Raw genomic sequence first — 23,616 nt, 5'->3', positions numbered from 1 at the left:
GGCTCACCCGGGCCTCTCGGTGACGACCCTGGGCCCGTCGAGGACCGCGATGTCACCGTGGACGTCGGTGCGCAGGGTCCGGGAGGCGTGGCTCGCGGCCCAGGCGAGGGCGGAGGGCGTGGGGTGGCCGTAGTCGTTGTCGGCACCGACGCTGATGAGCGCGACCGGCGCGGCGACCTCGTCCATGAAGCCCTCGTCCAGGTTGCTCGACCCGTGGTGGGGCATCTTCAGCACCTCGAGCCCGTCGGCGGCCGCGGCCATCGCCGGGTCGCGCCGCAGGGCGAGCAGCAGGGCGTGCCCGGCCTCGCGCTCGATGTCCCCGAGCAGCAGCGCGTCGACGTCCCCGCTGCGCACGTGCAGCACGATGCTCGCGTTGTTGGCCGGCGACCCCCCGGCCACGGGACGGGCCGGCCACCACGCCGTCGCGCTGACCTCACCGAGCTCGAAGCGGTCGCCCGCCACGACCGTGCGCACCGGCACGTCGTGCTCCGCGGCGACCTCCCGGACCTGCCGGGCCGCCCACTCGGGATCGGCCTCGGGAGTGACGAGCAGCGCCCCGACCGCCCGTCCGCCCAGCGCGTCCTCGAGACCGGCCACGTGGTCCTCGTGGAAGTGCGTGAGCACCACCGCGTCGAGCGAGCGCACCCCGAGCCGGTCCAGGCAACCGTCGATGTCGCTGTCCTCCGGACCGACGTCGACGAGCACCGCCCGACGGGGGCCCGAGGCGAGGACCAGCCCGTCCCCCTGCCCGACGTCGCACGCGACGAGCCGCCACCCCGGTGGTGGCCACCCGAGGCTGCGGGAGGGGACCAACCCGGTCGTGAGGACGGTGAGGACCCCGAGAGCCACGAGCGGACTGGCCCGGGCCCGGTGCAGCACCCACGGCCCGCAGAGGATGCCCACCGCCGTCACGGCCGCGAGCAGCAGCGCCCCCGGCGCACCGTCCGGCCACGGCAGGGCCCCGCCGGGCACGTCCGCGGCCACCCGGGCGGTCCACGCGATGACCAGGGCGAAGGGGGTCCCCAGCCACCCCACGAGCGTCGCCACCGTGGTGCTCACGACCGCGACGAGGGCGGCGGTGACGCCCAGGACGGTGGCCGGTGCGACGAAGGGTGCGGCGACGAGGTTGGCCACGACGGCGATGAGGCTGACATTGCCCTGGAGCAGGACGATGACCGGGCCGCAGACCAGCTGCGCCGCGAGCGGGATCGCGACCGCCGGCCCGATGAGGTGCAGCTGCCGGGGCAGGTGCGCGTTGATCGCCGCCGACCAGGGCCGCACGAAGAGCAGCAGCCCCAGGGTCGCCAGCGTCGACAGCACGAAGCCGTAGGAGCGGGCGAGCCACGGATCGATCGCCAGCAGCACGAGTACCGCCGTGCAGAGCACCGGTGTCCCGGCCCCGCGACGGGAGGTGCTCATCCCGATCAGGCCGATCGCCCCCATCGTCGCCGCCCGGATGACGCTGGGCTCCGGTCGCGCGAGGACGACGAAGAACGCCAGGCCGGCCCCGGCCGCCCACGGTCGCCAGCGCCGCGGGACCCCACCCAGCCGGCAGGCCCCGACGAGTGCCGCGAGGACGACCGCGACATTGGAGCCGCTCACCGCCGACAGGTGGCTCATGCCGGTGACGAGCATGTCGTCGGTCAGCTCCTGCGGTGTCATCGAGGTGTCGCCGATGACCAGGGCCGGCAGCAGGGCGCGGGCATCGGTCGGCAGCGGGTCGACCGCCTCGCGCATCCCGCTGCGCAGGTGCTCGGCGCCGGCCCGGACGGTGGAGCGCTCCCCCACCGGCACCGGCGGGCCGCGGGGGCTCAGCTGCGCGACCTCCGGGGCCGCGGCATCGGCTGGCGAGAGCTTGCCGGTCAGCTCGATCCGGTCGTGCCAGCCGACCTCGGCCCACGCCGCGTCACCGCGGACGAAGACCGGCGCGTGGACCCGGGTCCTGACCCCGCGTGAGTCGACGCTCTCGAGCCGGACCCGGAGGTAGGCCTGCTGAGGGGGCTCGCCCCCTTCGTCGCCCGAGGGCCGCCCGGCGCGCACCCTCGGCTCGGTGAGGACCACCCCCTCCGCCCGGACCATCGCGCCACGCTCGGCGAGCCGGTCGACCGGGCCGAGCTGTCGGCGCCACTCGTGCGCGGCCGAGGAGCCCAGGACGAGCACGGTCGCGACGAGGGTCAGCGCGAGCACGCCGGGACCGTCCCGGCGCCACGACGCCCGGGCGTGCCGACCGCGGTAGCGCACACCCGCGGCCACGAGCACGGCAAGCAGGGCGAGGGCGAGGGCGACACCGGTGGCGCGCTGGGCGCCGGACCAGGACAGCGCCCACGCCCCCACCGCCCACGCTGTGAGGCACGGCAGGAGCAGCCGCAGGTCGAGGACCGGCTGCGCGGAGGTCACACGGTGACCTTGGGGGCGAGCTGCGCGTAGGTCTTGTCGCCGATGCCGCTGACCTCGCCGAGCTCCTCGACGGCGACGAACTGCCCGTGCTCCAGGCGCCAGTCCATGATCCGCTGCGCCAGGACCGGGCCGACACCCGGCAGCGTCTCGAGCGTGGCGAGGTCGGCGGTGTTGAGGTTGACCGGGGCATCCGGCGAGGCCGGCCCTCCGGGGCTACCCGGCCCGGTCGGAGGCGCCGCCCCGACAGGCGTCTCCCCGGGTTTCGGCACCACGACCTGCTCACCGTCGACGAGCTCGCGGGCGAGGTTGATGCCGGTCAGGTCGGCCTTGGAGGTTGCGCCGCCCGCGTCCTCCAGCGCGTCCGTGACGCGCGAGCCCCCGGGCAGCGAGACGATCCCCGGGCTCTTGACCTCGCCGACGACGTGGACGGTGACGCCGGGTGCGGCAGATGGTGCGGCGGCCACCGAGCCGGCTGCCCCGTCCGGCTCGCTGGCCGGCGTCGGGACCGATCCGCCCGCTCCGGCGCCACCGCCCTCACCATCAGCCTCCTGCCCGGCGTAGGCGCTGCGGTCCCCCTCGTCGGCCACCGCCGCCACGGGCTGGGGAGCCGCGTCCTGGCGCGCCATGAGATAGCGACCACCGAGCACCGCCACCGCGACCGCGACGACGAGGGCGATGCCGATCACGGCCTGGCGACTGACCGAGTAGCGACCGGTCGCCACGGTCGAGGGCAGCTCGAGCACCGCGGGGTCACGGTCGTCATCGAGGATCTCGGCGACCCGGGTGGAGGGCTCGCTGGCACGTGGGCTCATGCCCGTGACGCTAGGGAGGTGCGGGGTGTGCGGGGTCGGTCCTGCGTTGCGCTGTGGACCGGCCGGTCGAGCGCTGGTGGTTGTGGAGCAGTGGTGGCTCAGTCGCGGGGGCGCGGGCTCACGGCGACACCGACGGTGCCGAGGCCGACGTGCGCGGCGACGACGGCGCTGAGGTTCGCCAGGTCCACGTCACCGTCGACGTGCTGCCCCAGGTTCGCGGCCAGCAGCTCGGCCCTGTCCCCCGCGTCGATGTGGTGGACGGCGACGTCGGCGCCGTCGGCCCAGTCGGGCAGCGCGTCGCAGTCGGCCTCCGTCAGCGCCTGCAGCCGGGCGATCGCCTTGCCGGCAGTGCGCACCCGCTCCAGCGGCTGGACCTCGCCGTCCACCACGTGGAGGAGGGGCTTCATCGCCAGGGCCGACCCCAGCAGCGCCGCCGCACCGCCGATGCGGCCACCCCGGCGCAGCCGCTCGAGGCTGTGCACGACCAGTCGGATCGACGAGGCCGCGCAGCGGCGCTCCAGGCGCTCGAGGACGTCGTCGACGTCGTACCCGGCCTGCGCGTCCCGCGCGGCACCGATCGCGGCGAACCCCAGGGCCATCCCGATCAGCTGCGAGTCGACGACGTGCACCGGTACCGGGGACTCGGGTGCGGCGGAGCGGGCGGAGTCCGCCGTGCCCGAGAGGTGACCGCTCAGGTGCACCGAGATGATCGCGTCGGCACCCCCCTTCGCCACCTGCTGGTATGCCTGCAGGAAGGCCGCCGGGGTCGGCCGGGAGGTGTTGATGTCCGCCTTGGCGCGCAGCGCCTCCACGACCCACCCGGTGTCCGCGCCCTCGCCCTCGGCGCGGTCGACGCCGTTGACGACCACGTGCAGGGGCACGACGGTGATCCCGTGCCGGCTGCGGAGGTCCTCGGTCAGCGACGCGGTGGAGTCGGTGACGACGGCGATGTTCACGAGGTGAGGATATCGAGGAGCGACACGATCAGCGGTCCGGGCTAGCCTGCGGGCATGTCCTCCAGTGACCGTCAGCCCTTCCTGGACCGCTCCGACCCCGACGTGTGGAAGGCGCTGAACTCCCTCGCGATGAAGGTCTCGGCCGCCGCGGAGGCCGCCGGGCTGGACCGCCAGACGCTCGAGCTGATGAACGTGCGCATCTCCCAGCTCAACGGCTGCTCGTTCTGCCTGGACCTGCACACCCGGAAGGCCGAGGAGGCGGGCGCCACGAGCCAGCGCATCGCGCAGCTGCCGGCGTGGCGGGAGTCCACCCTCTTCGACGTCGTCGAGTGCGCCGTGCTCGAGGTCGCCGAGGTGACCACCTCCCTCCCCGACGTCGACGTGCGACGGGCGCGGCTGCGCTCCGCGCACGACACCCTCGGCGACGAGGCCTTCACCGCCGTGGAGTGGGCCGCCGTGACCATGAACGCCTACAACCGCGTCTCCATCCTCTCGGAGCACCCCGTCAAGCGGCGAGGAGAGCCATGAGCAACGCAGAGATCGACCCGCTCGAGTACGAGGGCGAGCACGTCACGTGCGCCGATGCCATCGAGATCATCACCGCCCGTGAGGTCCCCCTCGGTGGCCCACGGGCGATGAAGGTGCGGCGCACCCTGCCCCAGCGCAGGCGCAGCCTCATCGGTCCGTGGTGCTTCGTCGACCACTTCGGCCCCGACGCCGTCGCCAGCAGCGGTGGGATGTCGGTCCCCCGCCACCCGCACACCGGCCTGGCCACGGTGACGCTGCTCTTCGAGGGGCGCATCGAGCACATCGACTCCACGGACTTCGCCAACGTCGTGCGCCCCGCCGAGGTGAACCTGATGATCGCGGGCACCGGGGTCTCGCACTCGGAGTTCTCCTCCGCCGACACGACGACGCTCCACGGTGTCCAGCTCTGGTACGCCCTCCCGGACGCGGTGCGTCACTCCGCCCCCGGGTCCCAGCACCACGTCGCCGAGCGCGCCGAGGTCCCCGGCGGCGCGGTCATGACCTACATCGGCACCTGCGCCGGGATCACCTCACCCGTGCGCACGCGGGTGGACGCCCTCGCCGCCCAGGTCGACGTCCGCGCCGGCGAGAGCGTCGAGCTCGAGGTGGACACCGACTTCGAGCACGGCGTCCTCGTCGACTCCGGTGACCTGACGCTCGTCGTCGACGGACACCGGCAGCCGGTCGCCCCGACCGAGCTCGCCCACCTGCCCGAGGACGGTCCCGGCACGATCCGTCTGGAGGCCGGGGACGAGCCGGTCCGCGCGATCCTCGTCGGCGGGCGGCCCTTCGGCGAGCAGATCGTCATGTGGTGGAACTTCGTCGGCCGCAGCCACGACGAGATCGTCGCCCACCGCGAGGCCTGGCAGACCGAGATCGGCGCCGAGCAGTTCCCCGGCGCCGTCTCGGCCGCCGAGTCCGGCAGCTACGGCGCCGGTATCGGGTACCCGCAGTTCGGGACCTTCCCGCCGAACCAGCCCGCCCCCCTTCCTGCTCCGGCGTTACCGAACGCACGGATCAGGCCGCGAGGACAGTAGGCGGCCCATCAGGTGGTCACGTGGTGCGTCAAATTCCGCTGTGAGTCGCACGAGTTGACCACCTGACGACCGGCCAGGCCAGCCCGGCGGAGTTGCGTGCTGCCTCAATGGAAGTGAGGCCCCACGGGAGCAGTGGGCGATGCACGGACGAAGGATGGGTTGGCCCGACTCAGGGAGTGAGGAACGAACGACCAAGGGCCTCCCGTCCTTCGTCCGGGCGGAGCCGGCACGGGGCGGGGTGGCACGGGTGGGGCCCGCACGGGCGAGCGTCAGACAGGGACGACGTTGACCAGCTTGGGCGCGCGGACGATGACCTTGCGCACGCCCGCCTCGGTCGCCGCCCGGACCTTCTCGCGGTCGAGCGCGAGCGCCTCGAGGTCGGCCTCGCTGATGTCCGCGGGGACCTCGACCCGATCCCGGACCTTGCCCTTGATCTGGATGACGCAGGTGACGCTCGACTCGACCATCTTCGACTCGTCGGCGACCGGGAAGGGCGCGTGGGCCAGTGACTCCTCGTGCCCGAGGCGCGACCACAGCTCCTCCGCGAGGTGCGGCGCCACGGGGGCGACCATGAGCACGAGCGGCTCGATGCCCGCGCGGGGCACGGAGTCGAGCTTGGTCAGCGCGTTGTTCAGCTCGATCAGGCGCGCGATGGCGGTGTTGAAGCCCAGACCGTCGTAGTCCTCGCGCACCGCGGCGATCACCTGGTGCAGCAGGCGCTCGGTGTCGGCGTCGAGGGCGTCGTCGGTGACGTGCACCTCGCCGCTCTCCTCGTCGACGACGTTGCGCCACAGGCGCTGCAGGAAGCGCTGGCTGCCGACGACCGCGCGGGTCTCCCACGGCTTGGACTGCTCCAGCGGGCCGAGCGACATCTCGTAGACGCGGAAGGTGTCGGCACCGAACTGCTCGTACATCTCGTCCGGGCTGACGGCGTTCTTCAGCGACTTGCCGATCTTGCCGTACTCCTGGGTGACCGGCTGGCCCTGCCAGGTGAACGACGTCCGCCCGTGCTCATCACCGTGCTCCTCGACCTCGGAGGCCGGCACCGGCTGGCCGCGGCCGTCGCGGTAGGCGTGCGCCTGGATGTAACCCTGCGAGAAGTACTTGCGGAAGGGCTCCTCGCTCGTGACGTGGCCGAGGTCGAAGAGGACCTTGTGCCAGAAGCGCGCGTAGAGCAGGTGCAGCACGGCGTGCTCGACACCGCCGATGTACAGGTCGACGCCACCCGGGTCGCGGGTGCCGGCGGGGGCGCCGGGCACCGACTCGGGACGCGGGCCGACCCAGTAGGCCTCGTTGCCCGGGTCGACGAAGGCCTGGTCGTTGGCCGGGTCGAGGTAGCGCAGGTAGTACCAGCAGGAACCGGCCCAGTTGGGCATCGTGTTGGTCTCGCGACGGTACTTCTTCGGCCCGTCACCGAGGTCGAGCTCGACCTCGACCCACTCGGTCGCGCGACCCAGCGGCGGCTCGGGCTCGCTGCTCGCGTCGTCAGGCTCGAAGGTGCGCGGGCTGTAGTGCTCGACCTCGGGCAGCTCGACCGGCAGCATCGACTCGGGCAGGGCGTGCGCGACGCCGTCCTCGTCGAAGACGATCGGGAAGGGCTCGCCCCAGTAGCGCTGCCGGGAGAAGAGCCAGTCGCGCAGCTTGTAGTTGACCGTGCCCTCGCCCCGGCCGGTCTCCTCGAGCCAGGCGGTGATCCTCGCCTTGCCCTCGGCGACGCTCAACCCGTCCAGGGAGATGCCCTCGGCGGTGGAGTTGATGATCGTGCCCTCGCCGGTCCAGGCACCCTCGTGCCCCTCCGGCGCCTGCACGGTGTGCACGATCGGCAGCCCGAAGGCGGTCGCGTACTCGAAGTCGCGCTGGTCGCCCGAGGGCACCGCCATGATGGCGCCGGTGCCGTAGCCCATGAGGACGTAGTCGGCGACGAAGACCGGGACCTGCTCGCCCGTGACCGGGTTGGTCGCCCAGCCACCGGTGAAGACACCGGTCTTGTCCTTGGTGTCGATCTGGCGCTCGACCTCGGTCTTGCGCCCGGCCGCGTCGCGGTAGGAGCTCACGGCGGCGAAGGGGGTGTCCGCTCCCCCGGTCCAGCGCTCGTCGGTCCCCTCGGGCCAACCACCCTCGGGCACGAGCGCGTCGACGAGCGGGTGCTCCGGGGCGAGGACCATGAAGGTCGCGCCGAAGAGCGTGTCCGGGCGCGTGGTGAAGACCTCGATGCCGTGCTCGCTCCCGTCTGCACCCCTCGCGGGGAAGGTGACGGCGGCACCCTCGCTGCGGCCGATCCAGTTTCGCTGCATGGCCTTGACCTTCTCCGGCCAGTCGACCCGGTCGAGGTCGTCGGCGAGACGGTCGGCGTAGGAGGTGATGCGCATGACCCACTGGCGCAGGTTAGCCTTGAAGACCGGGTAGTTGCCGCGCTCGGAGCGTCCGTCGGCGGTGACCTCCTCGTTGGCCAGCACGGTCCCCAGACCGGGGGCCCAGTTCACCGGGGCGTGGCTGGTGTAGGCGAGGCGGTACTCGTCGAGGACGTCCGCCTGCTCCTTGGGGGACAGCTGCGCCCAGGGGCGGGTCTCCCCCTTCGGCAGGGGCCGCTCACCGGAGGCGAAGGAGTCGACCAGCTCGTCGATCGGGCGGGCGCGGCCGGTGCCGCCGTCGGGGCGCACCGCGTCCGGGTCGTACCAGGAGTTGTGGATCTGCAGGAAGATCCACTGCGTCCACCGGTAGTAGTCGGGGTCGATCGTGGCGAAGGCGCGCCGGTCGTCGTGCCCCAGGCCCAGGCGGCGCAGCTGGCGCTTCATCACCACCATGTTGTCCTCGGTGGTCTTGCGCGGGTGCTGGCCGGTCTGCACGGCGAACTGCTCCGCGGGCAGTCCGAAGGCGTCGTAGCCCAGGCAGTGCAGGACGTTCTTGCCGAGCATCCGCTGGAAGCGCGAGTAGACGTCGGTGGCGATGTAGCCCAGCGGGTGGCCGACGTGCAGGCCGGCGCCCGAGGGGTAGGGGAACATGTCGAGGACGAGCATGTGCCCGTCGTAGGAGGCCACGCGCTCGGGCTCGGCCCACGGTCCGGTGGGGTTCGGCGCACGGAAGGTCCCCTGCTCCTCCCACCGGTCCTGCCAGTCGACCTCGATCCGACCGGCCATCTCGGCGGTGTAGCGGTACGGCGTCTCGCTCATCAGTGCTGTGTCTCCCGGGGTTGCCTCGGCCGTTCGGCCCACGGCGCACATTACTAGCCGGACACGCCCTGCCCCCGTCCGGTCCGCGGTGGCCACCGCGGGCGATGGCTGCTCAGCTCGTGCGGTGGAAGCGGCGAACGGGGCCGCGGTGGATCCTGCGCTTCAGCTCCACGAGGTCGTGCTCGATCTTCCGCGGCTGGAAGTGCCCCTTGTCAGCCACCAGCAGTGCCGACAGCTCGTGGGTCAGCTTCTTCCGCTCCCGCGGCGTGAAGGAGCTCGGCCGGTAGTCGCCCCGCTCGACGGTGTCCAGCAGACCGAGCTTCAGCAGGGTCGGCACGTCCTCCTCGATCCGCCGCTGGTAGATCTCGGTCAGGTACCGACGCCTCTCGTCCTCGTCGAGGTGCGGGTTGGCCAGCACCGCGCTGACCGCGCCGCGCACGAGGTCCTTCTCCCCGCGGAACTTCGCCCCCTCGCCGGCGCCGAGGTGGGCCACCCACTTGCGCAGGAACTCCTCCATCGTGAACGACTCGTAGTGCAGCAGGTGCAACCAGTCAGCCTCGAAGTCGGTCGTCGTCTCGTCCTCGCCGAGGACGCGCGCCTGGTGGATGTGCATGCCGAACGACAAGGAGGGACGGATCCCGATCTTGCCGGAGACGTGACCGTGGAAGTAGCTGCGGTTGGTCGGCTTGTCGATCAGGCCGAGCACCGTCAGCAGGGACAGCTCCTCCCGCGCCAGCAGACGCTTGAAGTACCGGTCATCGCCCTCCCGCGAGGAGCTGACGGACTCCTTGGGGAGCAGCCGCACCGTCGCGACGCCACCATCGATCGCGAGGAGGCGGTCCTTGTCGATGTCCAGGCACTCGTCGCCGTCGATGTGGAAGAGCCACTGGGCGCTCTCGATGTCGGAGAGCAGGACGTTGACGCGGTTGGCGTTGATCGTCTGCCGGGCGTTGAGGTTGTCCGGCTGCGGGTTGTGCCGGTTCGCCTCGTCGGAGTCGACCACGGTGGCGTGCGGGTGCTTCTCGAGGTAGGCCAGGACCTCGCGGTCACCGCCCTCGAGGAAGATGAAGAGGTGGTCCGCCCCGGCAGCCAGGTTGCCCTCGACGAAGCGGGTGACGTTGGTGAGGGAGTCCTTGATGGTGCTGACGGTGCAGATCATGTGGCGGCTCCGTGGGTCAAGGACGTGGGACTGATACAGGGTAAACGAGCACTGCGGCATCGGTGGCACAGTGGCTCGCAGCCATCACCCCCGCTCGAGGAGAGCTGCGTCATGAGCGACACCGCACCGCCCCCCAAGGTCCTCGCCCGCCTCGAGGAGACGCGCACCCGCCGGGAGGAGTACTACCGGCACCTGCACGCCCACCCGGAGCTCTCCCACCAGGAGCACGCGACCGCCGCGAGCGTCGCCGGGCGCCTGCGGGCATCCGGCCTCGAGGTCACCGAAGGGGTCGGGGGCACCGGCGTCGTCGGGGTCCTCACCAACGGCGAGGGGCCGCGCGTCCTCCTGCGCGCCGACATGGATGCCCTGCCGATCCGGGAGGCCTCCGGCGCCGACCACGCGAGCACGGCCACCGCGACCACCGAAGACGGCACCGAGGTGCCCGTCGCCCACGCCTGCGGGCACGACGTGCACGTCACCTGCCTGCTCGAGGCCGCGGACCTGCTCGCGGGTGAGCGGGCGGCGTGGTCGGGCACGCTCATCGCGCTCTTCCAGCCGGCGGAGGAGCTCGGCGACGGGGCACGGACCATGGTCGCGGACGGGCTCGCCGACCTGGTCGGGCCCGTCGACGTCGCGATGGCCCAGCACGTGCTCGCCCTCCCCGCCGGCACCGTCGCCACCCGTGAGGGTCCGGTCCTCGCGGCGGCCGACAGCGTCCGCATCACCGTCCACGGGCGGGGGTCCCACGGCTCCATGCCGCAGACCTCCGTCGACCCGGTCGTGCTCGCGGCCATGATCGTGCTGCGTCTGCAGACGATCGTCTCCAGGGAGATCGACCCGACCGACCCCGCCGTCGTCACCGTCGGGTCGCTCCACGCGGGCAGCAAGAGCAACGTGATCAGCGACCGGGCCGTCCTCGAGGTCAACACGCGCACATACTCCGAGGCCACCCGCGCCGGCCTGCTGGCGTCGATCGAGCGCATCGTGCGCGCCGAGTGCACGGCGTCCGGGAGCCCGCGCGAGCCGGAGTTCGAGTACTACGACCGATTCCCCGTGACCGTCAACGACCCCGGCGTCACCGCGACGGTGCGGGCGGCATTCGAGACGCACTTCGGCGACGCGGCCGGCGAGCTGGCGCTGCAGTCGGCGAGCGAGGACTTCAGTGACGTGCCCGACGCGCTCGACGCGCCGTACACGTACTGGGGCATCGGGGGCACCGACCCCGAGCAGTACGCCCGAGCCGAGGCCGCCGGACGTCTCGACCGGGACATCCCGGTCAACCACTCCCCTGCCTTCGCACCGGTGGTCCGGCCGACGCTCGAGGTCGGCACCCGGGCCCTCGTCGTCGCGGCGCTGGCGCACCTCGCCTGACCGCCCGCCGGGTCGGTCCGAGCGCCTCCTAGGGTGGCGCCATGGACGCCCCGACGACGTACGCGCCACCCGCCGACGAGGCCGCACGGATCAGGGCGCGGGTGGACGCGCTCCGCCTGCCCGGGATCATCGACGTCCACACGCACTTCATGCCGCAGCGCGTGCTCGACAAGGTGTGGGCGTACTTCGACTCGGCGGGGCCGCTCATCGGCCGGCCGTGGCCGATCGCCTACCGCACCAGCGAGGAGGAGCGCCTGGCGACGCTGCGCTCCTTCGGCGTGCTCGCCTTCCCGTCGCTGAACTACCCGCACAAACCCGGCATGGCCGCGTGGCTGAACGGGTGGTCCGCGGGCTTCGCCGACGACCACCGGGACGTGCTCCGCTCGGCGACCTTCTACCCCGAGCCGGGCGCCGCCGACGAGGTGCGCAGCGCGATCGCGAGCGGGACCCAGCTGTTCAAGGTGCACGTGCAGGTCGGCGACTACGACATGGCCGACCCGCTGCTCGAGGACGTGTGGACCGTGCTGGAGGAGGCGGGCACGCCGATCATCACGCACGCGGGCAACGGCCCGGCGCCGGGGACCTTCACCGGGCCGAAGGCGGTGCGCCGGCTGCTGGCCCGCCACCCCGACCTCACGCTCGTCATCGCGCACATGGGCATGCCCGACTACGGCGAGTTCCTCGACATCTGCGCCGAGCACCCGCGCGTCCATCTGGACACGACGATGGCGTTCACGGCCTTCACCGAAGAGGCCACCCCCTTCCCCAGCGACCGTCTGGACGACCTGCGCGCACTCGGTGACCGGGTGCTCTTCGGCAGCGACTTCCCCAACATCCCCTACCCGTACCTCGAGGCGGTCGACGCCGTCATCGGGCTCGGCCTCGGGGACGAGTGGGTGCGCGGGGTGCTGCACGACAACGCCGCCCGGCTGCTGGGGCCGTGACCCGGCGAAGGGAGCGGACCGCTCAGTTGCGCAGGTGGGACAGCACGATCCCGACCGGGATGCTCGCGAGCAGCACGAGCAGCATCGCGCGGTAGGCCCACGTCCCCCACGCCCCGGCGCGCTCTGGTGCCCGCAGGTCCGCCAGCAGCGCCAGGGCCAGCGCCGCGACGAGCAACGCCGACCCGAGGTCGACCAGGACCGGGGTGGCGACGAGGGTGCCGCCGATGACGAGGAGGCTGCCGAGGTCCCAGCCGGCCAGCTGGGCCCACCCCGTCCGGTCGGGTCGCCGGCCGGCCGGACGCATCCGTCCCATGACGTACTGGGCCGCGCCGACCACGAGCACGAGGTAGGCCGCGGCCCAGCTCCCCTTCGCCCAGTCGAGGGGACCGGTGAACGCGGCGACGAGGCCCCCGAGCACCACAGCGACGCAGCCCAGGGCGATCATCACCGGGCCGGGTGCCACCACGCTCGAGCGGGCGGTGTCCACCCTCAGGTGTTGCTGCCGGTGCCGACGCTCAGCAGCACCGCGGAGTCCTCCAGCGCGAGCAGGTCGTGGCGCTGCGGCGGGATGACGAGCAGCTCGCCGGGACCGCCCTCCCAGGTCTCCTCACCGGTGTCCAGGCGCACCCTGCCGAAGATGACCTGCAAGGTCGCCTCCTGCGGGCTGTCGTGGGGAGCGAGCGCCTCACCCTCGACCAGGGCGACGAGCGTCTGGCGCAGGACGTAGTCGTGCCGGCCGTGGACGGTGACGGCGCTGCGGCCGGCGCTGCCGCCACGGGCCTTCGCCAGGTGCTCCTGCGCCAACTCGGTCAGTGACAGCGACTGCATGACATCTCTCCTTCGGTGGGTGCGTTGGACCCAGCGTAGTGACCGGGTGATCTTTTTCACGAATTCTGGTGTACTAATTACCCTCACCCGCCCGAGGAGAACCGCCATGAGCGCCCGACCGACCCCCTTCGCCGACCGTGACGACCTGGCCGTCCACGGCCACTGGCTGCTGGCCCGGCTGGGCAAGCGCGTCCTGCGGCCCGGCGGGGTGGAGCTGACGCGAACTCTGCTGCGGGAGAGCCGACCGACCGGGGTGGGCGTCGTCGAGCTCGCGCCGGGCCTGGGGCGTACCGCCGGCGAGATCATCGCGCTGGATCCGCGCAGCTACCGCGGCGTCGAGGCCGACCCCGACGCGGCGCGCGCCACCGAGCAGGTCGTCGCGCCACTGGGCACAGTGGTCACCGCCGACGCCGCCCGCAGCGGGCTGCCGGATGCCGACGCCGACGTCGTCATCGGCGAGGCGATGCTCACGATGCAGGGCGAGGGAGCCAAGGCAGCGATCGTCGCGGAAGCGGTGCGGCTCCTGCGGCCGGGTGGGCGCTACGCGATCCACGAGCTCGCCCTGGTGCCGGAGTCCATCGCCGAAGAGGTCAGGACCGACATCCGTCGGGCCCTGGCCCGCTCGATCAAGCTCAACGCCCGCCCGCTGACGGTCCTCGAGTGGGAGGACCTGCTCATCGGGCAGGGTCTGGTCATCGATCATGTGCGCACGGCCCCGATGGCGCTGCTCGACCCCATGCGCATCATCGCCGACGAGGGGCTCGTGGGTGCCCTGCGCTTCGGCGTCAACCTCCTGCGGCAGCGTGACGCCCGCAGACGCGTGCTGGCGATGCGGGCCACCTTCCGCGCCCACCGCTCCCACCTGCGCGGGATCGCGCTCATCGCCCACACGCCGCAGTAGCGTGCCTGCATGGCTGACACACCGCGTCCGATCTCCTTCCTCCGTGTCCCGGGCGTCGAGGACGTCCCCGAGGGCGTCCAGCGACTGTGGGAGAAGTCCCGCGAGGCCTTCGGCTTCATCCCCAACGTCTTCCGCGCGCAGGCCCTCAACGGCGCGCAGTTCGAGGCGTGGTGGAAGTACTTCAACCTCCTGGTCAACAAGGAGGGCCACCTGAGCAATGCCGAGCGCGAGCTCATCGCCGTCGTCGTCAGCGGGATCAACCGGTGCACCTACTGCGCCGTCTCCCACGGGGCCGCCCTGCGGGAGTACTCCGGTGACCCGGTGACGGCCGACCTCGTCGCGGTCAACTGGCGCCAGGCCGAGCTGGACGAGCGACAGCAGGCGATGGCCGAGTACGCCGAGCTGCTCACGCGCGCCCCGGGGTCGGTCGACGAGGGCGACCTGGAGCCGATGCGCGCGGCCGGCATGGACGAGCACGAGATCCTCGAGGCGGTCCAGGTGATCGGCATGTTCAACATGACCAACCGCGTCTCCAGCGCCCTGGGGATGGTGCCCAACCACGAGTACCACTCGCAGGCGCGCTGAGCCTCACTCCCCGGCCGGCTCCCCCTCATCGCTGCCCGGATAGGTCACCCGCGTCCCCTCGACGACGGCGAAGGGGGTCAGCTCGTGCTCCTTCGGCGCGCCCCCGGAGATGATCTCCAGGACGGTGTACCCGCGCACGAGCAGGGCGTCGGCGACGAGCCGGCGGTGGCAGCGCCACGGCACGGCCTCGGCGCACATGATCGCGCACGAGTCGTCCTCCGCCAGCGCCATCAGCTCCTCGAGCCCGGAGCGGAACTCGTGGGTGAGCATGTGGTCGGCGTAGTTGCGGAAGGAGGTGTTGCGCCAGGCGGTGTTGGGCGAGTCCGCGTGCTTGGGCCGCAGCCCGCCGAGCGCCTTGACGTAGGAGTAGCCGAGCCCGGCGTCCGCCAGGGACGCCTCGAGCGCATCACCCCAGTACTGGGGGTTGTGCCGGGACTTTGGCACCGTGCGGATGTCCACGACCCGCGTGACGCCCTGGTCGGTGAGCAGCTCGATGAATTCCTCGATCGGTCGCGTGGAGTGGCCGATCGTGTGGATCGTGGTCATGGGGTCCACGGTAGGACCCGCAGCGGCCTATCCTCGTGACTGTGCGCCGCCCCCTGGTTCTCGCCATCGCCGCCCTCGCCCTGGTGGGTTGCGGCGTGACGGAGGGCGAGGACCCCACACCGCACTCCGACGTGACCGCTCCCGACGCCACCGTCGCACTCGTCGACGAGGCCAGGGCCGATCTGGTCCTCATCGTCAGCAACCAGTCGCTCGACGACGAGCAAGCGCGCCTGACCGTGGTGATCGACGGCGTCACGGTCGTCGACGACGACTTCCACGTCGAGGACCAGCACAACTGGATCTACTTCCCCCTGAGCCTCCCCCCGGGCAGCCACGAGGTGGACGCGAGGTCCGACTCGGGAGCGACCCTGCGCGCGTCGTTCGAGGTGCCGCGCACCACGACGCGTTGGGCGATCATCGAGCACTGGACCGAGGACGACTCGGCGGAGAGCGACGACGCGCCCGTGGACCTCACCTGGCAGTTCCTGCGCCGAGCGCCTCACTTCGCCTGAGCGGGCAGGCAGCCGTCTGCACCAACGGCAGCGGGCCCGGCGAACGTGCGTTCGCCGAGCCCGGTCCTACGAAGTGGAGCTGAGGGGATTCGAACCCCTGACCCCCTCCATGCCATGGAGGTGCGCTACCAACTGCGCTACAGCCCCGAGTGTGGGATCCCCCGTGAAGGGGACTGCGAGAGTTTAACCCGACGCACCCACCGTTATCCAAATCGGCGTTTCAGAGCCCCTCCGCTGACGCATTCCACTGCGCGATGCGCCAGCCGCTGCGGCCGGTCGCGGGGGTGCTGCCCTCCTCGACGACGGCCCAGTGGCAGTTGCCGAAGCCCCCGAGCGCACGCCAGGCGAGCGACTGGTCGAAGCCGACGAGCTCGGCGACGAGGCAGCGGCCCGTGACGCCGTGCGTGGCGATGACGACGCACTCCCCCGGGCCCATCGTCGCGATGAGCTCGTCGAGGGCCGCACGGGTGCGCGCGGCGACGTCGGCGAGGGACTCGCCGTGGCCTCCGCGCCGGAAGTCCTCACCGGTGAGCAGCTTGTCGGCGTCCTCCGGGTACTGCGAGTACACCTGGTCGGCCGTCAGCCCCTGCCAGCCGCCGGCGTGGATCTCCCGCCAGCGCTCGTCGAGGCTGACGTCGAGGCTGCCGCTGGCGGAGGCGACCTCCTGCGCGGTGACGTGGGCGCGGGAGAGGTCGGAGGAGACCACCCGCGAGGGGCGAAGGGAGGAGATCGCCGCCGCGGCGGCGCGCGCCTGCTCGTGGCCCAGCTCGGACAGCTCGTGGTCGAGCTGGCCCTGCCAGATCCCCTGGGCGTTGGAGACGGTCTGGCCGTGCCGGAGCACGACGAGGCGACGGGGCTCCCCCTTCGCCGCACCGGTGGTGGCCTCGGCGGCGAGGGAGCGGGTCACCTCGCTCACGCTCCGCCCTGCTCCTGCGCCGAGCCGACGACGCCGAGGTCGAGGTGCGGGCAGTCGCGCCACAGGCGCTCGAGGTCGTAGAAGTCGCGCTCCTCGTCGTGCTGCGCGTGCACGACGACGTCGCCGAAGTCGAGCAGGACCCACCGGCCGGGCCCGTTGCCCTCGCGGCGCAGCGGCTTGGCCTGCGCCTTCTCCCGCATGTCGTCCTCGACGGCGTCGACGATCGCCTGGACCTGGCGCTCGTTGTCCGCGGAGACGATGAGGAAGATGTCGGTGAGGGGCATCTGCCCGGACACGTCGAGTCCGGTGATGCTCGTCGCGAGCTTGTCATGGGCGGCATGCGCCGCGATCTTGGCGAGGTCGATGGCCTCTTGGGTGGCTACCACGGTCTGTCGGTCACTCCCGGTCGTCGGTGTAGAGCTCGTACTTGCTGATGTACTGCACGACGCCGTCCGGTACGAGGTACCAGACCGGCTCGCCGTCGGCGACGCGCGCACGGCAGTCGGAGGAGGAGATCGCCATGGCCGGCACCTCCTGCAGGGTCACCCGGTGCCGGGGCAGTCCGGACTCGCTGAGGTGGTAGCCGGGACGGGTGACGCCGATGAAGTGCGCCAGCTCCCACAGCTCGTCGATGTCCTTCCAGGACAGGATCTGCGCGAGGGCGTCGGCACCGGTGATGAAGAACAGCTCGTCGTCGGGCCGCTGCTCGCGCAGGTCTCGCAGGGTGTCGATCGTGTAGGTCGGCCCCTCACGATCGATGTCGACCCGACTGACGGTGAAGCGCGGGTTGGACGCCGTGGCGACCACCGTCATCAGGTAGCGGTGCTCGGCGGGCGAGACCTCCGCGTGCGCCTTCTGCCACGGCTTGCCGGTGGGCACGAAGACGACCTCGTCGAGCTCGTACAGCGACTGGACCTCGCTGGCCGCCACGAGGTGGCCGTGGTGGATGGGGTCGAAGGTCCCACCCATCACGCCCAGCCGCCTGGGGCGCTTGCTCAGCGGTGGGCCTCGTCGTCGCCGTGGCCGTAGACGCCCTTGCCCTCGTAGGCGTGCGGGGCCCCGTGCGCCACGGTGTTCTCCCGGCGCGGCAACTTCGTCGAGGCCTGGCGGACGGCGAAGAGCGCGCCCAGCATCATCGCGAAGACGGCCAGGGCGATCAGGCCGTAGACGAACGGCGGGACCGGGAGCTCGACGTGGGTCTCGGCCCCGGCGAGGAGGGGCAGGGCGATACTCAGCATGGCGGCCATCCTACCGGCCCGCGCACGAGGGGCGGCGCCCCCTTCGACACCACCTTTGTCCACCGTCCCCGTCCACAGCCCTGTGGACGACCACGAGGGAAGCGCGATGTTCCTGTGGACACGGCTGTGTGTGGTGGCCGTTCACAGATCGTGGCCGACAACTGTTGCCACCGAGCGCCGCAGCGGCGTAGAACAGTCCTCACACCGCGGTCGTGATCGCCACTCCAGAGGGGGGTGCACGGCCAACGGACCACAGGGATAACGACGTCGGCATGCCTGCACGGGCCCACACCGTGCTGGCCCTGGCGACCGCTGCGTCGGCACCTCCTGGTCCACGTGTCACCGCGACGTCGCGGCCTCGTGCCACGACGCCGTGCTGCTGTCGCCGCAGGATCGTGGCTCGCACACAGCGGACGAGGGCTCTCCCCGAAGGGAGGGCCCTCGTCCTGCGTCGGCCCCTCCCGGGTGGTGGACCGGTACCCGCCGGCCTGCGCGGCGAACCGTCAGGCGCGGACCTGACCGTCGCCCTCGACGACCCACTTCGTCGTCGTCAGCTCCGGCAGCGCCATCGGGCCGCGGGCGTGCAGCTTCTGCGTCGAGATGCCGATCTCCGCGCCGAAGCCGAACTCCCCACCGTCGGTGAAGCGCGTCGAGGCGTTGACGAGCACGGCGGCCGCGTCGACCTCGGCGGTCCACCGGCGGGCGGCTGCCCGGTCCTCGGTGACGATGGCCTCGGTGTGGCCCGAGCCGTGCCGGCGCACGTGCTCCATCGCCGCGTCCACGTCGTCGACGACCGCGACCGACATCTCCAGCGCCAGGTACTCGCAGTCGTGGTCCTCGTCGGTGGCCGGGAGGACCTCGACACCCTCGGGCGCCAGCTCGACGGTGCGCTCGTCGCCGTGGAGCGTCACGCCGGCGGCCGCCAGGTCGGCGAGCGCGCGGGGCAGGAAGTCCCCGGCGATGCCGGCGTGCACGAGGAGCGACTCGGCGGCGTTGCACACGCTGGGCCGGTGGGTCTTGGCGTTGAGGGTGATCGCCAGTGCCTTGTCCTGGTCGGCGCCGGCGTCGACGTAGACGTGGCAGTTGCCGACGCCGGTCTCGATCACGGGCACGGTCGACTCGGTGACGACGGCCCGGATCAGGCCCGCTCCCCCGCGCGGGATGAGCAGGTCGACCAGGCCGCGGGCGGTCATCAGCGCCTTGACGGCGTCGTGGTCGCCCTCGAGCAGCTGCACGGCGTCCTGCGGCAGCCCGTGCTCGGCCAGGGCGGCGCGAAGGGCGGCGACCAGCGCGCGGTTGGTGCTCGCCGCGGCGGAGCCGCCACGCAGGATCATCGCGTTGCCGGACTTCAGGCCGAGGCCGGCCGCGTCGACCGTGACATTGGGCCGGGCCTCGTAGATCATGCCGACGACGCCCATCGGCACGCGGACCTGGCGGATCTGCAGGCCGTTGGCCAGCGTCGAGCCGCGCACGACCTCCCCCACCGGGTCGGGCAGGGCCGCGACGTCGCGCAGGGCCTGCGCGACGGAGGCGACACGGTCGGCGTCCAGCGTCAGGCGGTCGAGGAGACCGGTGGCCATCCCCCCTTCGCGCCCCCGTGCCAGGTCCTCGCCGTTGGCGGCGACGACCTCCTCGGTGGCCGCGTCCAGCGCGTCAGCGAGCGCGAGGAGCGCCGCGTCCTTCTCCGCGCGGGTGAGCAGCGCGAGGCGGCGGGAGGCGACGCGGGCCCGCTCGGCCAGGTCACGGACGACGGAGGTGCTGTCGGTCATGCCACCAGAGTAGGAGGGATCGCTCCCCCCGCCGATGACGGTCCGGGAGGTGGGCAGTGGAAGAATGCCCGGGTGACCACGACGATCCTGTCCATCCAGTCCCACGTCGCGTACGGACACGTCGGCAACTCCGCGTCCGTCTTCCCGATGCAGCGCCTCGGTGTCGAGGTGTGGCCGGTCCACACGGTCAACTTCTCCAACCACACCGGCTACGGCGCCTGGCGCGGTCCCCTGATGGACCCGGCGGACGTCGCCGACGTCATCACCGGCATCGGCGAGCGCGATGCCCTCGGCGAGGTCGATGCGGTCCTGTCCGGCTACCAGGGCGGTGAGGGCATCGGCGCGACGATCCTCGAGGCCGTCGCCGAGGTCAAGGCCGCCAACCCCGAGGCGATCTACGCCTGCGACCCGGTCATGGGCAACGAGAAGTCCGGCTGCTTCGTCCACGAGTCGATCCCGGTGCTGCTGCGCGAGAAGGTCGCCCCGAAGGCGGACCTGATCACGCCGAACCAGTTCGAGCTGGGCTACCTCACCGATACGCAGCCGCACACGCTCGAGGAGACGCTCGCCTCGGTCGACCGGGCCCGCGAGATCGGGCCCAGCACCATCCTCGTGACCTCCGTGCTGCGGCCGGACCGCCCCGAGGGCACCATCGAGATGCTCGCCTGCCACGACGACGAGGCGTGGATCGTGCAGACGCCGCACCTGCCGCTGAAGGCCAACGGCTCGGGTGACGTCACCGCCGCCCTCTTCACCAGCCACTGGGTGCGTACGCGCTCGCTGCCCGAGGCGCTCGGCCGGACGGCCTCCTCGGTCTTCGACCTGCTGAGCACGACCCTCGACTCCGGGCGCCGTGAGCTGCAGCTCGTCCAGGCGCAGGAGGTCTACGCCGACCCGCGGATGCAGTTCGAGGTCACGCGGGTGCGCTGAGGCGAGGCCCCCCTTCGTCCGGGTCGACTAGAGGATCGCGAGGTGGTCCCGGTGGATGACCTCACGCTCGTACTGCGGGCCGATCGCGGCGGCGAGCTCCCTGGTCGAGCGGCCCATGAGGTGCGGCAGCTCGCCGGAGGTGTAGTTGACCAGCCCGCGGGCGACGACCACGCCGTCGGGCCCGATGACGTCGATCGGGTCCCCGTCGGTGAAGGAGCCGGTCACCCCGGTGATCCCGGCCGGCAGCAGTGAGCGGCCCCGCTCGCGAAGGGCGGTGACCGCACCTTCGTCGATCTGCACCGACCCGCGGGGCGAGGTCGCGTAGGCCAACCACAGCCCGCGCGAGCCGCGGGAGCGCTCCCCTGGGAGGAAGACGGTGCCGACGTCCTCCCCGTCGATCGCCGCGCAGACCTGGTCGGCGGAGGTGAGGACCGTCGGGATGCACGCGGCGTGCGCGATCGTCGCCGCCTCGACCTTGGTGGTCATGCCACCCGAGCCGACGGCCGAGCCGGTGCCGCTGATGGAGATCTGTGCCAGCTGCCTGGGGTCCTCCACGACGGGGACCCGCTCGGCACCGGGGTCGTGCGGCGACGAGGTGTACAGCGCGTCGACGTCGGTGAGCAGCACGAGTGCGTCTGCGCGGATCAGCTGGGCGACGAGCGCTGCCAGCCGGTCGTTGTCGCCGAAGCGGATCTCGTCGGTGGCGACCGTGTCGTTCTCGTTGACGATCGGGACGACACCGATCCCGAGCAGCGAGTCCAGGGTGCGCCGGGCATTCGTGTAGTGGGTGCGCCGGGTGACGTCGTCGACGGTGAGCAGCACCTGGCCGATCGTGTGCCCGTGCCGGCCGAAGGCCGCGTCGTAGGCGGACAGCAGCACGCCCTGCCCGACGCTTGCCGCGGCCTGCTGGCGGGCCAGGTCACGCGGACGGGTGGCCATCCCCAGCGGGCCGATGCCGGCGGCGATCGCGCCCGAGGAGACGAGGACGACCTCGGTGCCGGCAGTGTGGCGCGCGGCGAGGGCGTTGACCAGCGCGGTCAACCGGGCGACGTCGAGCTCTCCCCCGGCAGCGCTCGTCAGGGACGACGAGCCGACCTTGACGACGAGACGTCGCGCCTCGGCCACGACCCGTCGCGCGCGCTCGGGCTTCACTCGTCCTCGACCCAGTGGCCGGACGCCCGCTCGGCGCGCAGCTCCTCGCGCGCTGCGGTCTGGGCGTCCTTGCGGGCGTGGAACTCCTCCCGGCGCTCGCCGGTGGTGCGGCGGGTGTTCTCGTCCAGACGCAGGTCCTGCCCGCGGCCACCGAGCAGCTCGGCGCCACCGACGAGGGTGGGCTCCCAGTCGAAGACGACGGCGTTGTCCTCGGGACCGATGAGCACGGTGGACCCGGCGACGGCACCCGCCCGGGTCAGCTCCTCCTCGACGCCGGCCCGGTTGAGCCGGTCGGCGAGGTAACCGATCGCCTCGTCGTTGGCGAAGTCGGTCTGGTGCACCCAGCGGGTGACCTTGGCGCCGATGACGCGGAAGACCTCGCCCTCGTGGGTGGTCTCCCGTCGCACGACGAAGCCGGAGTCGTCGACGGCCTTCGGCCGCAGCACGACCCGCTGCGGGCTGACGTCGGACTCGATCTGCTTGCGCGCCTCGACCACGTGGCGCGCCATGGCGAAGGTGAGCTCCTTCAGCCCCTGGTGCGCCACGGCCGAGACGATGAAGACCTCGATGCCCCGCTCCTCCAGGTCCGGCTTGACCATCTCCGCGAGCTCACGGGCCTCGGGGACGTCGGCCTTGTTGAGCACGACGATGCGGGTGCGCTCCGACAGCGGCTGGCCGCCGAGCGTCTCGTCGGCGACGTAGGCCGACAGCTCCTCCTCGATGACGTCGAGGTCGGTCATCGGGTCGCGGCCGGGCTCGAGGGTCGCGCAGTCGATGACGTGGACGAGCACCGAGCACCGCTCGACGTGGCGCAGGAACTCCAGGCCGAGGCCACGGCCTTCGCTCGCTCCCGGGATGAGTCCGGGCACGTCGGCGACCGTGTATCGCACGTCACCGGCCGTGACGACGCCGAGGTTGGGCACGAGCGTGGTGAAGGGGTAGTCGGCGATCTTCGGCTTGGCCGCCGAGAGCACCGAGACGAGCGAGGACTTGCCGGCACTCGGGAAGCCGATGAGGGCGACATCGGCGAGCGACTTCAGCTCCAGCACGACGTCGGTGGCCTCCCCGGGCTCGCCGAGCAGCGCGAAGCCGGGGGCCTTGCGTCGGCGGCTGGCCAGCGCGCGGTTGCCCAGGCCACCGCGTCCGCCCGTGGCCACGACGAAGCGCGCGCCGGGACCGACGAGGTCGACGAGCACATCGCCCCGGCTGTCGGTCACGACGGTGCCCTCGGGCACGGGCAGGATGAGGTCCTCGCCGTTGGCGCCGTTCTTCTCGTCCCCGGCGCCGGGCGCCCCGTTGGTCGCGCGGCGGTGCGGGCTGCGGTGGTAGTCGAGGAGGGTCGTCACCTGCGGGTCGACGACGAGCACGACGTCGCCGCCGTGACCGCCGTTGCCGCCGTCCGGTCCACCGAGCGGCTTGAACTTCTCGCGGTGCACGGAGGCGACACCGTGGCCACCCTTGCCGGCCTCGACATGCAGGGTGACCCGGTCTACGAAGGTCGTCACGACCTCACCTCTTCTACTTCTGGCTGGATGGGACGACGAAGGGGGCAGGTCGACAGGACCCGCCCCCTTCGCCTCACGCAGTGTGTCGCGTCAGCCGGCGGAACCAACCGGGACGATGCTCACGGTCTTGCGACCGCGCTTGGAGCCGAACTGCACCTCGCCGTCGGCGAGGGCGAACAGCGTGTCGTCACCGCCACGACCGACGTTGTCGCCGGGGTGGAAGTGGGTGCCGCGCTGGCGGACGATGATCTGACCGGTGCCGATGACCTCGCCACCGTAACGCTTCACACCGAGGCGCTGGGAGTTGGAGTCGCGACCGTTCTTGGTCGAGGACACGCCCTTCTTGGATGCCATGTCAGT

Annotated in this window: 24 protein-coding genes and 1 tRNA gene; 8 read left to right on the top strand and 17 right to left on the bottom strand. The window is 72.1% G+C overall.

The annotated features are described in order from the left end of the window. Positions 1-3 precede the first annotated feature (3 nt). The 3 genes from O9K63_RS02045 to O9K63_RS02035 all read right to left on the bottom strand — a co-directional run bounded on the left by O9K63_RS02045 (position 4) and on the right by O9K63_RS02035 (position 4,165). Positions 4-2,397, bottom strand: a complete 2,394-nt coding sequence (locus tag O9K63_RS02045) for a ComEC/Rec2 family competence protein (RefSeq protein WP_277240137.1) — start codon at positions 2,395-2,397, stop codon at positions 4-6. Continuing rightward, positions 2,394-3,209: a ComEA family DNA-binding protein gene (locus O9K63_RS02040; protein WP_277240136.1), complete on the bottom strand. Its 816-nt coding sequence runs from the start codon at positions 3,207-3,209 to the stop codon at positions 2,394-2,396. Before O9K63_RS02040 ends, O9K63_RS02045 begins: the two co-directional genes overlap by 4 nt. A gap of 98 nt (positions 3,210-3,307) precedes the next feature. Continuing rightward, on the bottom strand, positions 3,308-4,165 hold the full coding sequence (locus O9K63_RS02035) for a DegV family protein (protein ID WP_277240135.1): 858 nt from the start codon (positions 4,163-4,165) through the stop codon (positions 3,308-3,310). 54 nt (positions 4,166-4,219) lie between these two features. Here O9K63_RS02035 and O9K63_RS02030 point away from each other — a divergent pair, with 54 nt between their 5' ends. Both O9K63_RS02030 and O9K63_RS02025 read left to right on the top strand, forming a co-directional pair. Then, entirely contained in the window at positions 4,220-4,693 is a 474-nt protein-coding gene (locus O9K63_RS02030) for a carboxymuconolactone decarboxylase family protein (protein ID WP_277240134.1), read from the top strand. Next, positions 4,690-5,730, top strand: a complete 1,041-nt coding sequence (locus O9K63_RS02025) for a pirin family protein (RefSeq protein WP_277240133.1) — start codon at positions 4,690-4,692, stop codon at positions 5,728-5,730. Before O9K63_RS02030 ends, O9K63_RS02025 begins: the two co-directional genes overlap by 4 nt. A gap of 269 nt (positions 5,731-5,999) precedes the next feature. On the opposite strand, the gene leuS is transcribed toward O9K63_RS02025, so the two are convergent. Together leuS and O9K63_RS02015 are read right to left on the bottom strand one after the other, a co-directional pair. Beyond that, positions 6,000-8,900: a leucine--tRNA ligase gene (gene leuS / locus O9K63_RS02020; protein ID WP_277240132.1), complete on the bottom strand. Its 2,901-nt coding sequence runs from the start codon at positions 8,898-8,900 to the stop codon at positions 6,000-6,002. Between the two features lie 112 nt (positions 8,901-9,012). Beyond that, positions 9,013-10,059, bottom strand: coding sequence for a glycosyltransferase family 2 protein (locus tag O9K63_RS02015; RefSeq protein ID WP_277240131.1), 1,047 nt, complete (start codon positions 10,057-10,059; stop codon positions 9,013-9,015). A 111-nt stretch (positions 10,060-10,170) separates the two neighbouring features. Between O9K63_RS02015 and O9K63_RS02010 the strand changes: the two genes are divergently transcribed. Both O9K63_RS02010 and O9K63_RS02005 read left to right on the top strand, forming a co-directional pair. After that, positions 10,171-11,430: an amidohydrolase gene (locus O9K63_RS02010; RefSeq protein WP_277240130.1), complete on the top strand. Its 1,260-nt coding sequence runs from the start codon at positions 10,171-10,173 to the stop codon at positions 11,428-11,430. A 41-nt stretch (positions 11,431-11,471) separates the two neighbouring features. After that, on the top strand, positions 11,472-12,374 hold the full coding sequence (locus O9K63_RS02005) for an amidohydrolase family protein (protein WP_277240129.1): 903 nt from the start codon (positions 11,472-11,474) through the stop codon (positions 12,372-12,374). Positions 12,375-12,396: 22 nt separating this feature from the next. On the opposite strand, the gene O9K63_RS02000 is transcribed toward O9K63_RS02005, so the two are convergent. Then, a complete protein-coding gene (locus O9K63_RS02000; RefSeq protein WP_277240128.1) occupies positions 12,397-12,861 on the bottom strand; it encodes a hypothetical protein in 465 nt (154 codons plus the stop codon). Between the two features lie 2 nt (positions 12,862-12,863). After that, positions 12,864-13,202: a cupin domain-containing protein gene (locus O9K63_RS01995; protein WP_277240127.1), complete on the bottom strand. Its 339-nt coding sequence runs from the start codon at positions 13,200-13,202 to the stop codon at positions 12,864-12,866. A 106-nt stretch (positions 13,203-13,308) separates the two neighbouring features. Between O9K63_RS01995 and O9K63_RS01990 the strand changes: the two genes are divergently transcribed. Both O9K63_RS01990 and O9K63_RS01985 read left to right on the top strand, forming a co-directional pair. After that, positions 13,309-14,103 carry a class I SAM-dependent methyltransferase gene (locus tag O9K63_RS01990; protein WP_277240126.1) on the top strand — a complete coding sequence of 265 codons (795 nt, stop codon included), beginning with the start codon at positions 13,309-13,311 and terminating at the stop codon, positions 14,101-14,103. Positions 14,104-14,112: 9 nt separating this feature from the next. After that, positions 14,113-14,688 carry a peroxidase-related enzyme gene (locus O9K63_RS01985; RefSeq protein WP_277240125.1) on the top strand — a complete coding sequence of 192 codons (576 nt, stop codon included), beginning with the start codon at positions 14,113-14,115 and terminating at the stop codon, positions 14,686-14,688. Between the two features lie 3 nt (positions 14,689-14,691). Here O9K63_RS01985 and O9K63_RS01980 read toward each other — a convergent pair whose 3' ends face one another. Continuing rightward, positions 14,692-15,234: a DUF488 family protein gene (locus O9K63_RS01980; RefSeq protein ID WP_277240124.1), complete on the bottom strand. Its 543-nt coding sequence runs from the start codon at positions 15,232-15,234 to the stop codon at positions 14,692-14,694. 41 nt (positions 15,235-15,275) lie between these two features. Between O9K63_RS01980 and O9K63_RS01975 the strand changes: the two genes are divergently transcribed. Continuing rightward, the gene (locus tag O9K63_RS01975; protein ID WP_277240123.1) at positions 15,276-15,746 is read left to right on the top strand and encodes a hypothetical protein; all 471 of its coding nucleotides are present in this window, start codon (positions 15,276-15,278) and stop codon (positions 15,744-15,746) included. 74 nt (positions 15,747-15,820) lie between these two features. Here the strand turns inward: O9K63_RS01975 and O9K63_RS01970 are convergent. The 6 genes from O9K63_RS01970 to O9K63_RS01945 all read right to left on the bottom strand — a co-directional run bounded on the left by O9K63_RS01970 (position 15,821) and on the right by O9K63_RS01945 (position 19,669). After that, positions 15,821-15,893 (bottom strand) — tRNA-Ala (locus O9K63_RS01970). A gap of 73 nt (positions 15,894-15,966) precedes the next feature. Beyond that, positions 15,967-16,662, bottom strand: a complete 696-nt coding sequence (locus tag O9K63_RS01965; protein WP_277240122.1) for a histidine phosphatase family protein — start codon at positions 16,660-16,662, stop codon at positions 15,967-15,969. Next, the gene (rsfS, locus tag O9K63_RS01960) at positions 16,659-17,048 is read right to left on the bottom strand and encodes a ribosome silencing factor (RefSeq protein WP_277240121.1); all 390 of its coding nucleotides are present in this window, start codon (positions 17,046-17,048) and stop codon (positions 16,659-16,661) included. Before rsfS ends, O9K63_RS01965 begins: the two co-directional genes overlap by 4 nt. Before the next feature lie 10 nt (positions 17,049-17,058). Continuing rightward, positions 17,059-17,640 (bottom strand): nicotinate-nucleotide adenylyltransferase, encoded by a 582-nt coding sequence (nadD, locus tag O9K63_RS01955; RefSeq protein WP_431190378.1) that lies wholly within the window; start codon positions 17,638-17,640, stop codon positions 17,059-17,061. A gap of 17 nt (positions 17,641-17,657) precedes the next feature. Further along, positions 17,658-17,900 (bottom strand): hypothetical protein, encoded by a 243-nt coding sequence (locus tag O9K63_RS01950; RefSeq protein WP_277240119.1) that lies wholly within the window; start codon positions 17,898-17,900, stop codon positions 17,658-17,660. Positions 17,901-18,403: 503 nt separating this feature from the next. Beyond that, entirely contained in the window at positions 18,404-19,669 is a 1,266-nt protein-coding gene (locus O9K63_RS01945; protein ID WP_277240118.1) for a glutamate-5-semialdehyde dehydrogenase, read from the bottom strand. 72 nt (positions 19,670-19,741) lie between these two features. On the opposite strand from O9K63_RS01945, the gene pdxY reads away from it, so the two are divergent. Beyond that, positions 19,742-20,599 (top strand): pyridoxal kinase PdxY, encoded by an 858-nt coding sequence (gene pdxY, locus O9K63_RS01940; protein ID WP_277240117.1) that lies wholly within the window; start codon positions 19,742-19,744, stop codon positions 20,597-20,599. Between the two features lie 27 nt (positions 20,600-20,626). Here the strand turns inward: pdxY and proB are convergent, their stop codons facing one another. From proB to rpmA, 3 genes are all read right to left on the bottom strand, one after another. Then, positions 20,627-21,751, bottom strand: a complete 1,125-nt coding sequence (proB, locus tag O9K63_RS01935; protein WP_277240116.1) for a glutamate 5-kinase — start codon at positions 21,749-21,751, stop codon at positions 20,627-20,629. Further along, positions 21,748-23,256 (bottom strand): GTPase ObgE, encoded by a 1,509-nt coding sequence (obgE, locus tag O9K63_RS01930; protein WP_277240115.1) that lies wholly within the window; start codon positions 23,254-23,256, stop codon positions 21,748-21,750. The genes proB and obgE overlap by 4 nt, the downstream gene beginning before the upstream one ends. Before the next feature lie 90 nt (positions 23,257-23,346). Beyond that, positions 23,347-23,610, bottom strand: a complete 264-nt coding sequence (gene rpmA, locus O9K63_RS01925; RefSeq protein WP_277240114.1) for a 50S ribosomal protein L27 — start codon at positions 23,608-23,610, stop codon at positions 23,347-23,349. Positions 23,611-23,616 lie beyond the last annotated feature (6 nt).

Origin of the sequence: Janibacter cremeus (assembly GCF_029395675.1) — a bacterium.
Taxonomy (GTDB): Bacteria; Actinomycetota; Actinomycetes; order Actinomycetales; family Dermatophilaceae; genus Janibacter; species Janibacter cremeus_A.
This window is presented reverse-complemented; position numbering and strand designations above follow the sequence as displayed.

Excerpts from the sequence above, each read along its gene's own strand:
- O9K63_RS02040 (WP_277240136.1), bottom strand. The coding sequence starts at position 3,209 with ATGAGCCCACGTGCCAGCGAGCCCTCCACCCGGGTCGCCGAGATCCTC.
- O9K63_RS02030 (WP_277240134.1), top strand. The coding sequence starts at position 4,220 with ATGTCCTCCAGTGACCGTCAGCCCTTCCTGGACCGCTCCGACCCCGAC.
- O9K63_RS02025 (WP_277240133.1), top strand. The coding sequence starts at position 4,690 with ATGAGCAACGCAGAGATCGACCCGCTCGAGTACGAGGGCGAGCACGTC.
- leuS (WP_277240132.1), bottom strand. The coding sequence starts at position 8,900 with ATGAGCGAGACGCCGTACCGCTACACCGCCGAGATGGCCGGTCGGATC.
- O9K63_RS02015 (WP_277240131.1), bottom strand. The coding sequence starts at position 10,059 with ATGATCTGCACCGTCAGCACCATCAAGGACTCCCTCACCAACGTCACC.
- O9K63_RS02010 (WP_277240130.1), top strand. The coding sequence starts at position 10,171 with ATGAGCGACACCGCACCGCCCCCCAAGGTCCTCGCCCGCCTCGAGGAG.
- O9K63_RS02005 (WP_277240129.1), top strand. The coding sequence starts at position 11,472 with ATGGACGCCCCGACGACGTACGCGCCACCCGCCGACGAGGCCGCACGG.
- O9K63_RS01995 (WP_277240127.1), bottom strand. The coding sequence starts at position 13,202 with ATGCAGTCGCTGTCACTGACCGAGTTGGCGCAGGAGCACCTGGCGAAG.
- O9K63_RS01990 (WP_277240126.1), top strand. The coding sequence starts at position 13,309 with ATGAGCGCCCGACCGACCCCCTTCGCCGACCGTGACGACCTGGCCGTC.
- O9K63_RS01985 (WP_277240125.1), top strand. The coding sequence starts at position 14,113 with ATGGCTGACACACCGCGTCCGATCTCCTTCCTCCGTGTCCCGGGCGTC.
- O9K63_RS01980 (WP_277240124.1), bottom strand. The coding sequence starts at position 15,234 with ATGACCACGATCCACACGATCGGCCACTCCACGCGACCGATCGAGGAA.
- O9K63_RS01950 (WP_277240119.1), bottom strand. The coding sequence starts at position 17,900 with ATGCTGAGTATCGCCCTGCCCCTCCTCGCCGGGGCCGAGACCCACGTC.
- O9K63_RS01945 (WP_277240118.1), bottom strand. The coding sequence starts at position 19,669 with ATGACCGACAGCACCTCCGTCGTCCGTGACCTGGCCGAGCGGGCCCGC.
- rpmA (WP_277240114.1), bottom strand. The coding sequence starts at position 23,610 with ATGGCATCCAAGAAGGGCGTGTCCTCGACCAAGAACGGTCGCGACTCC.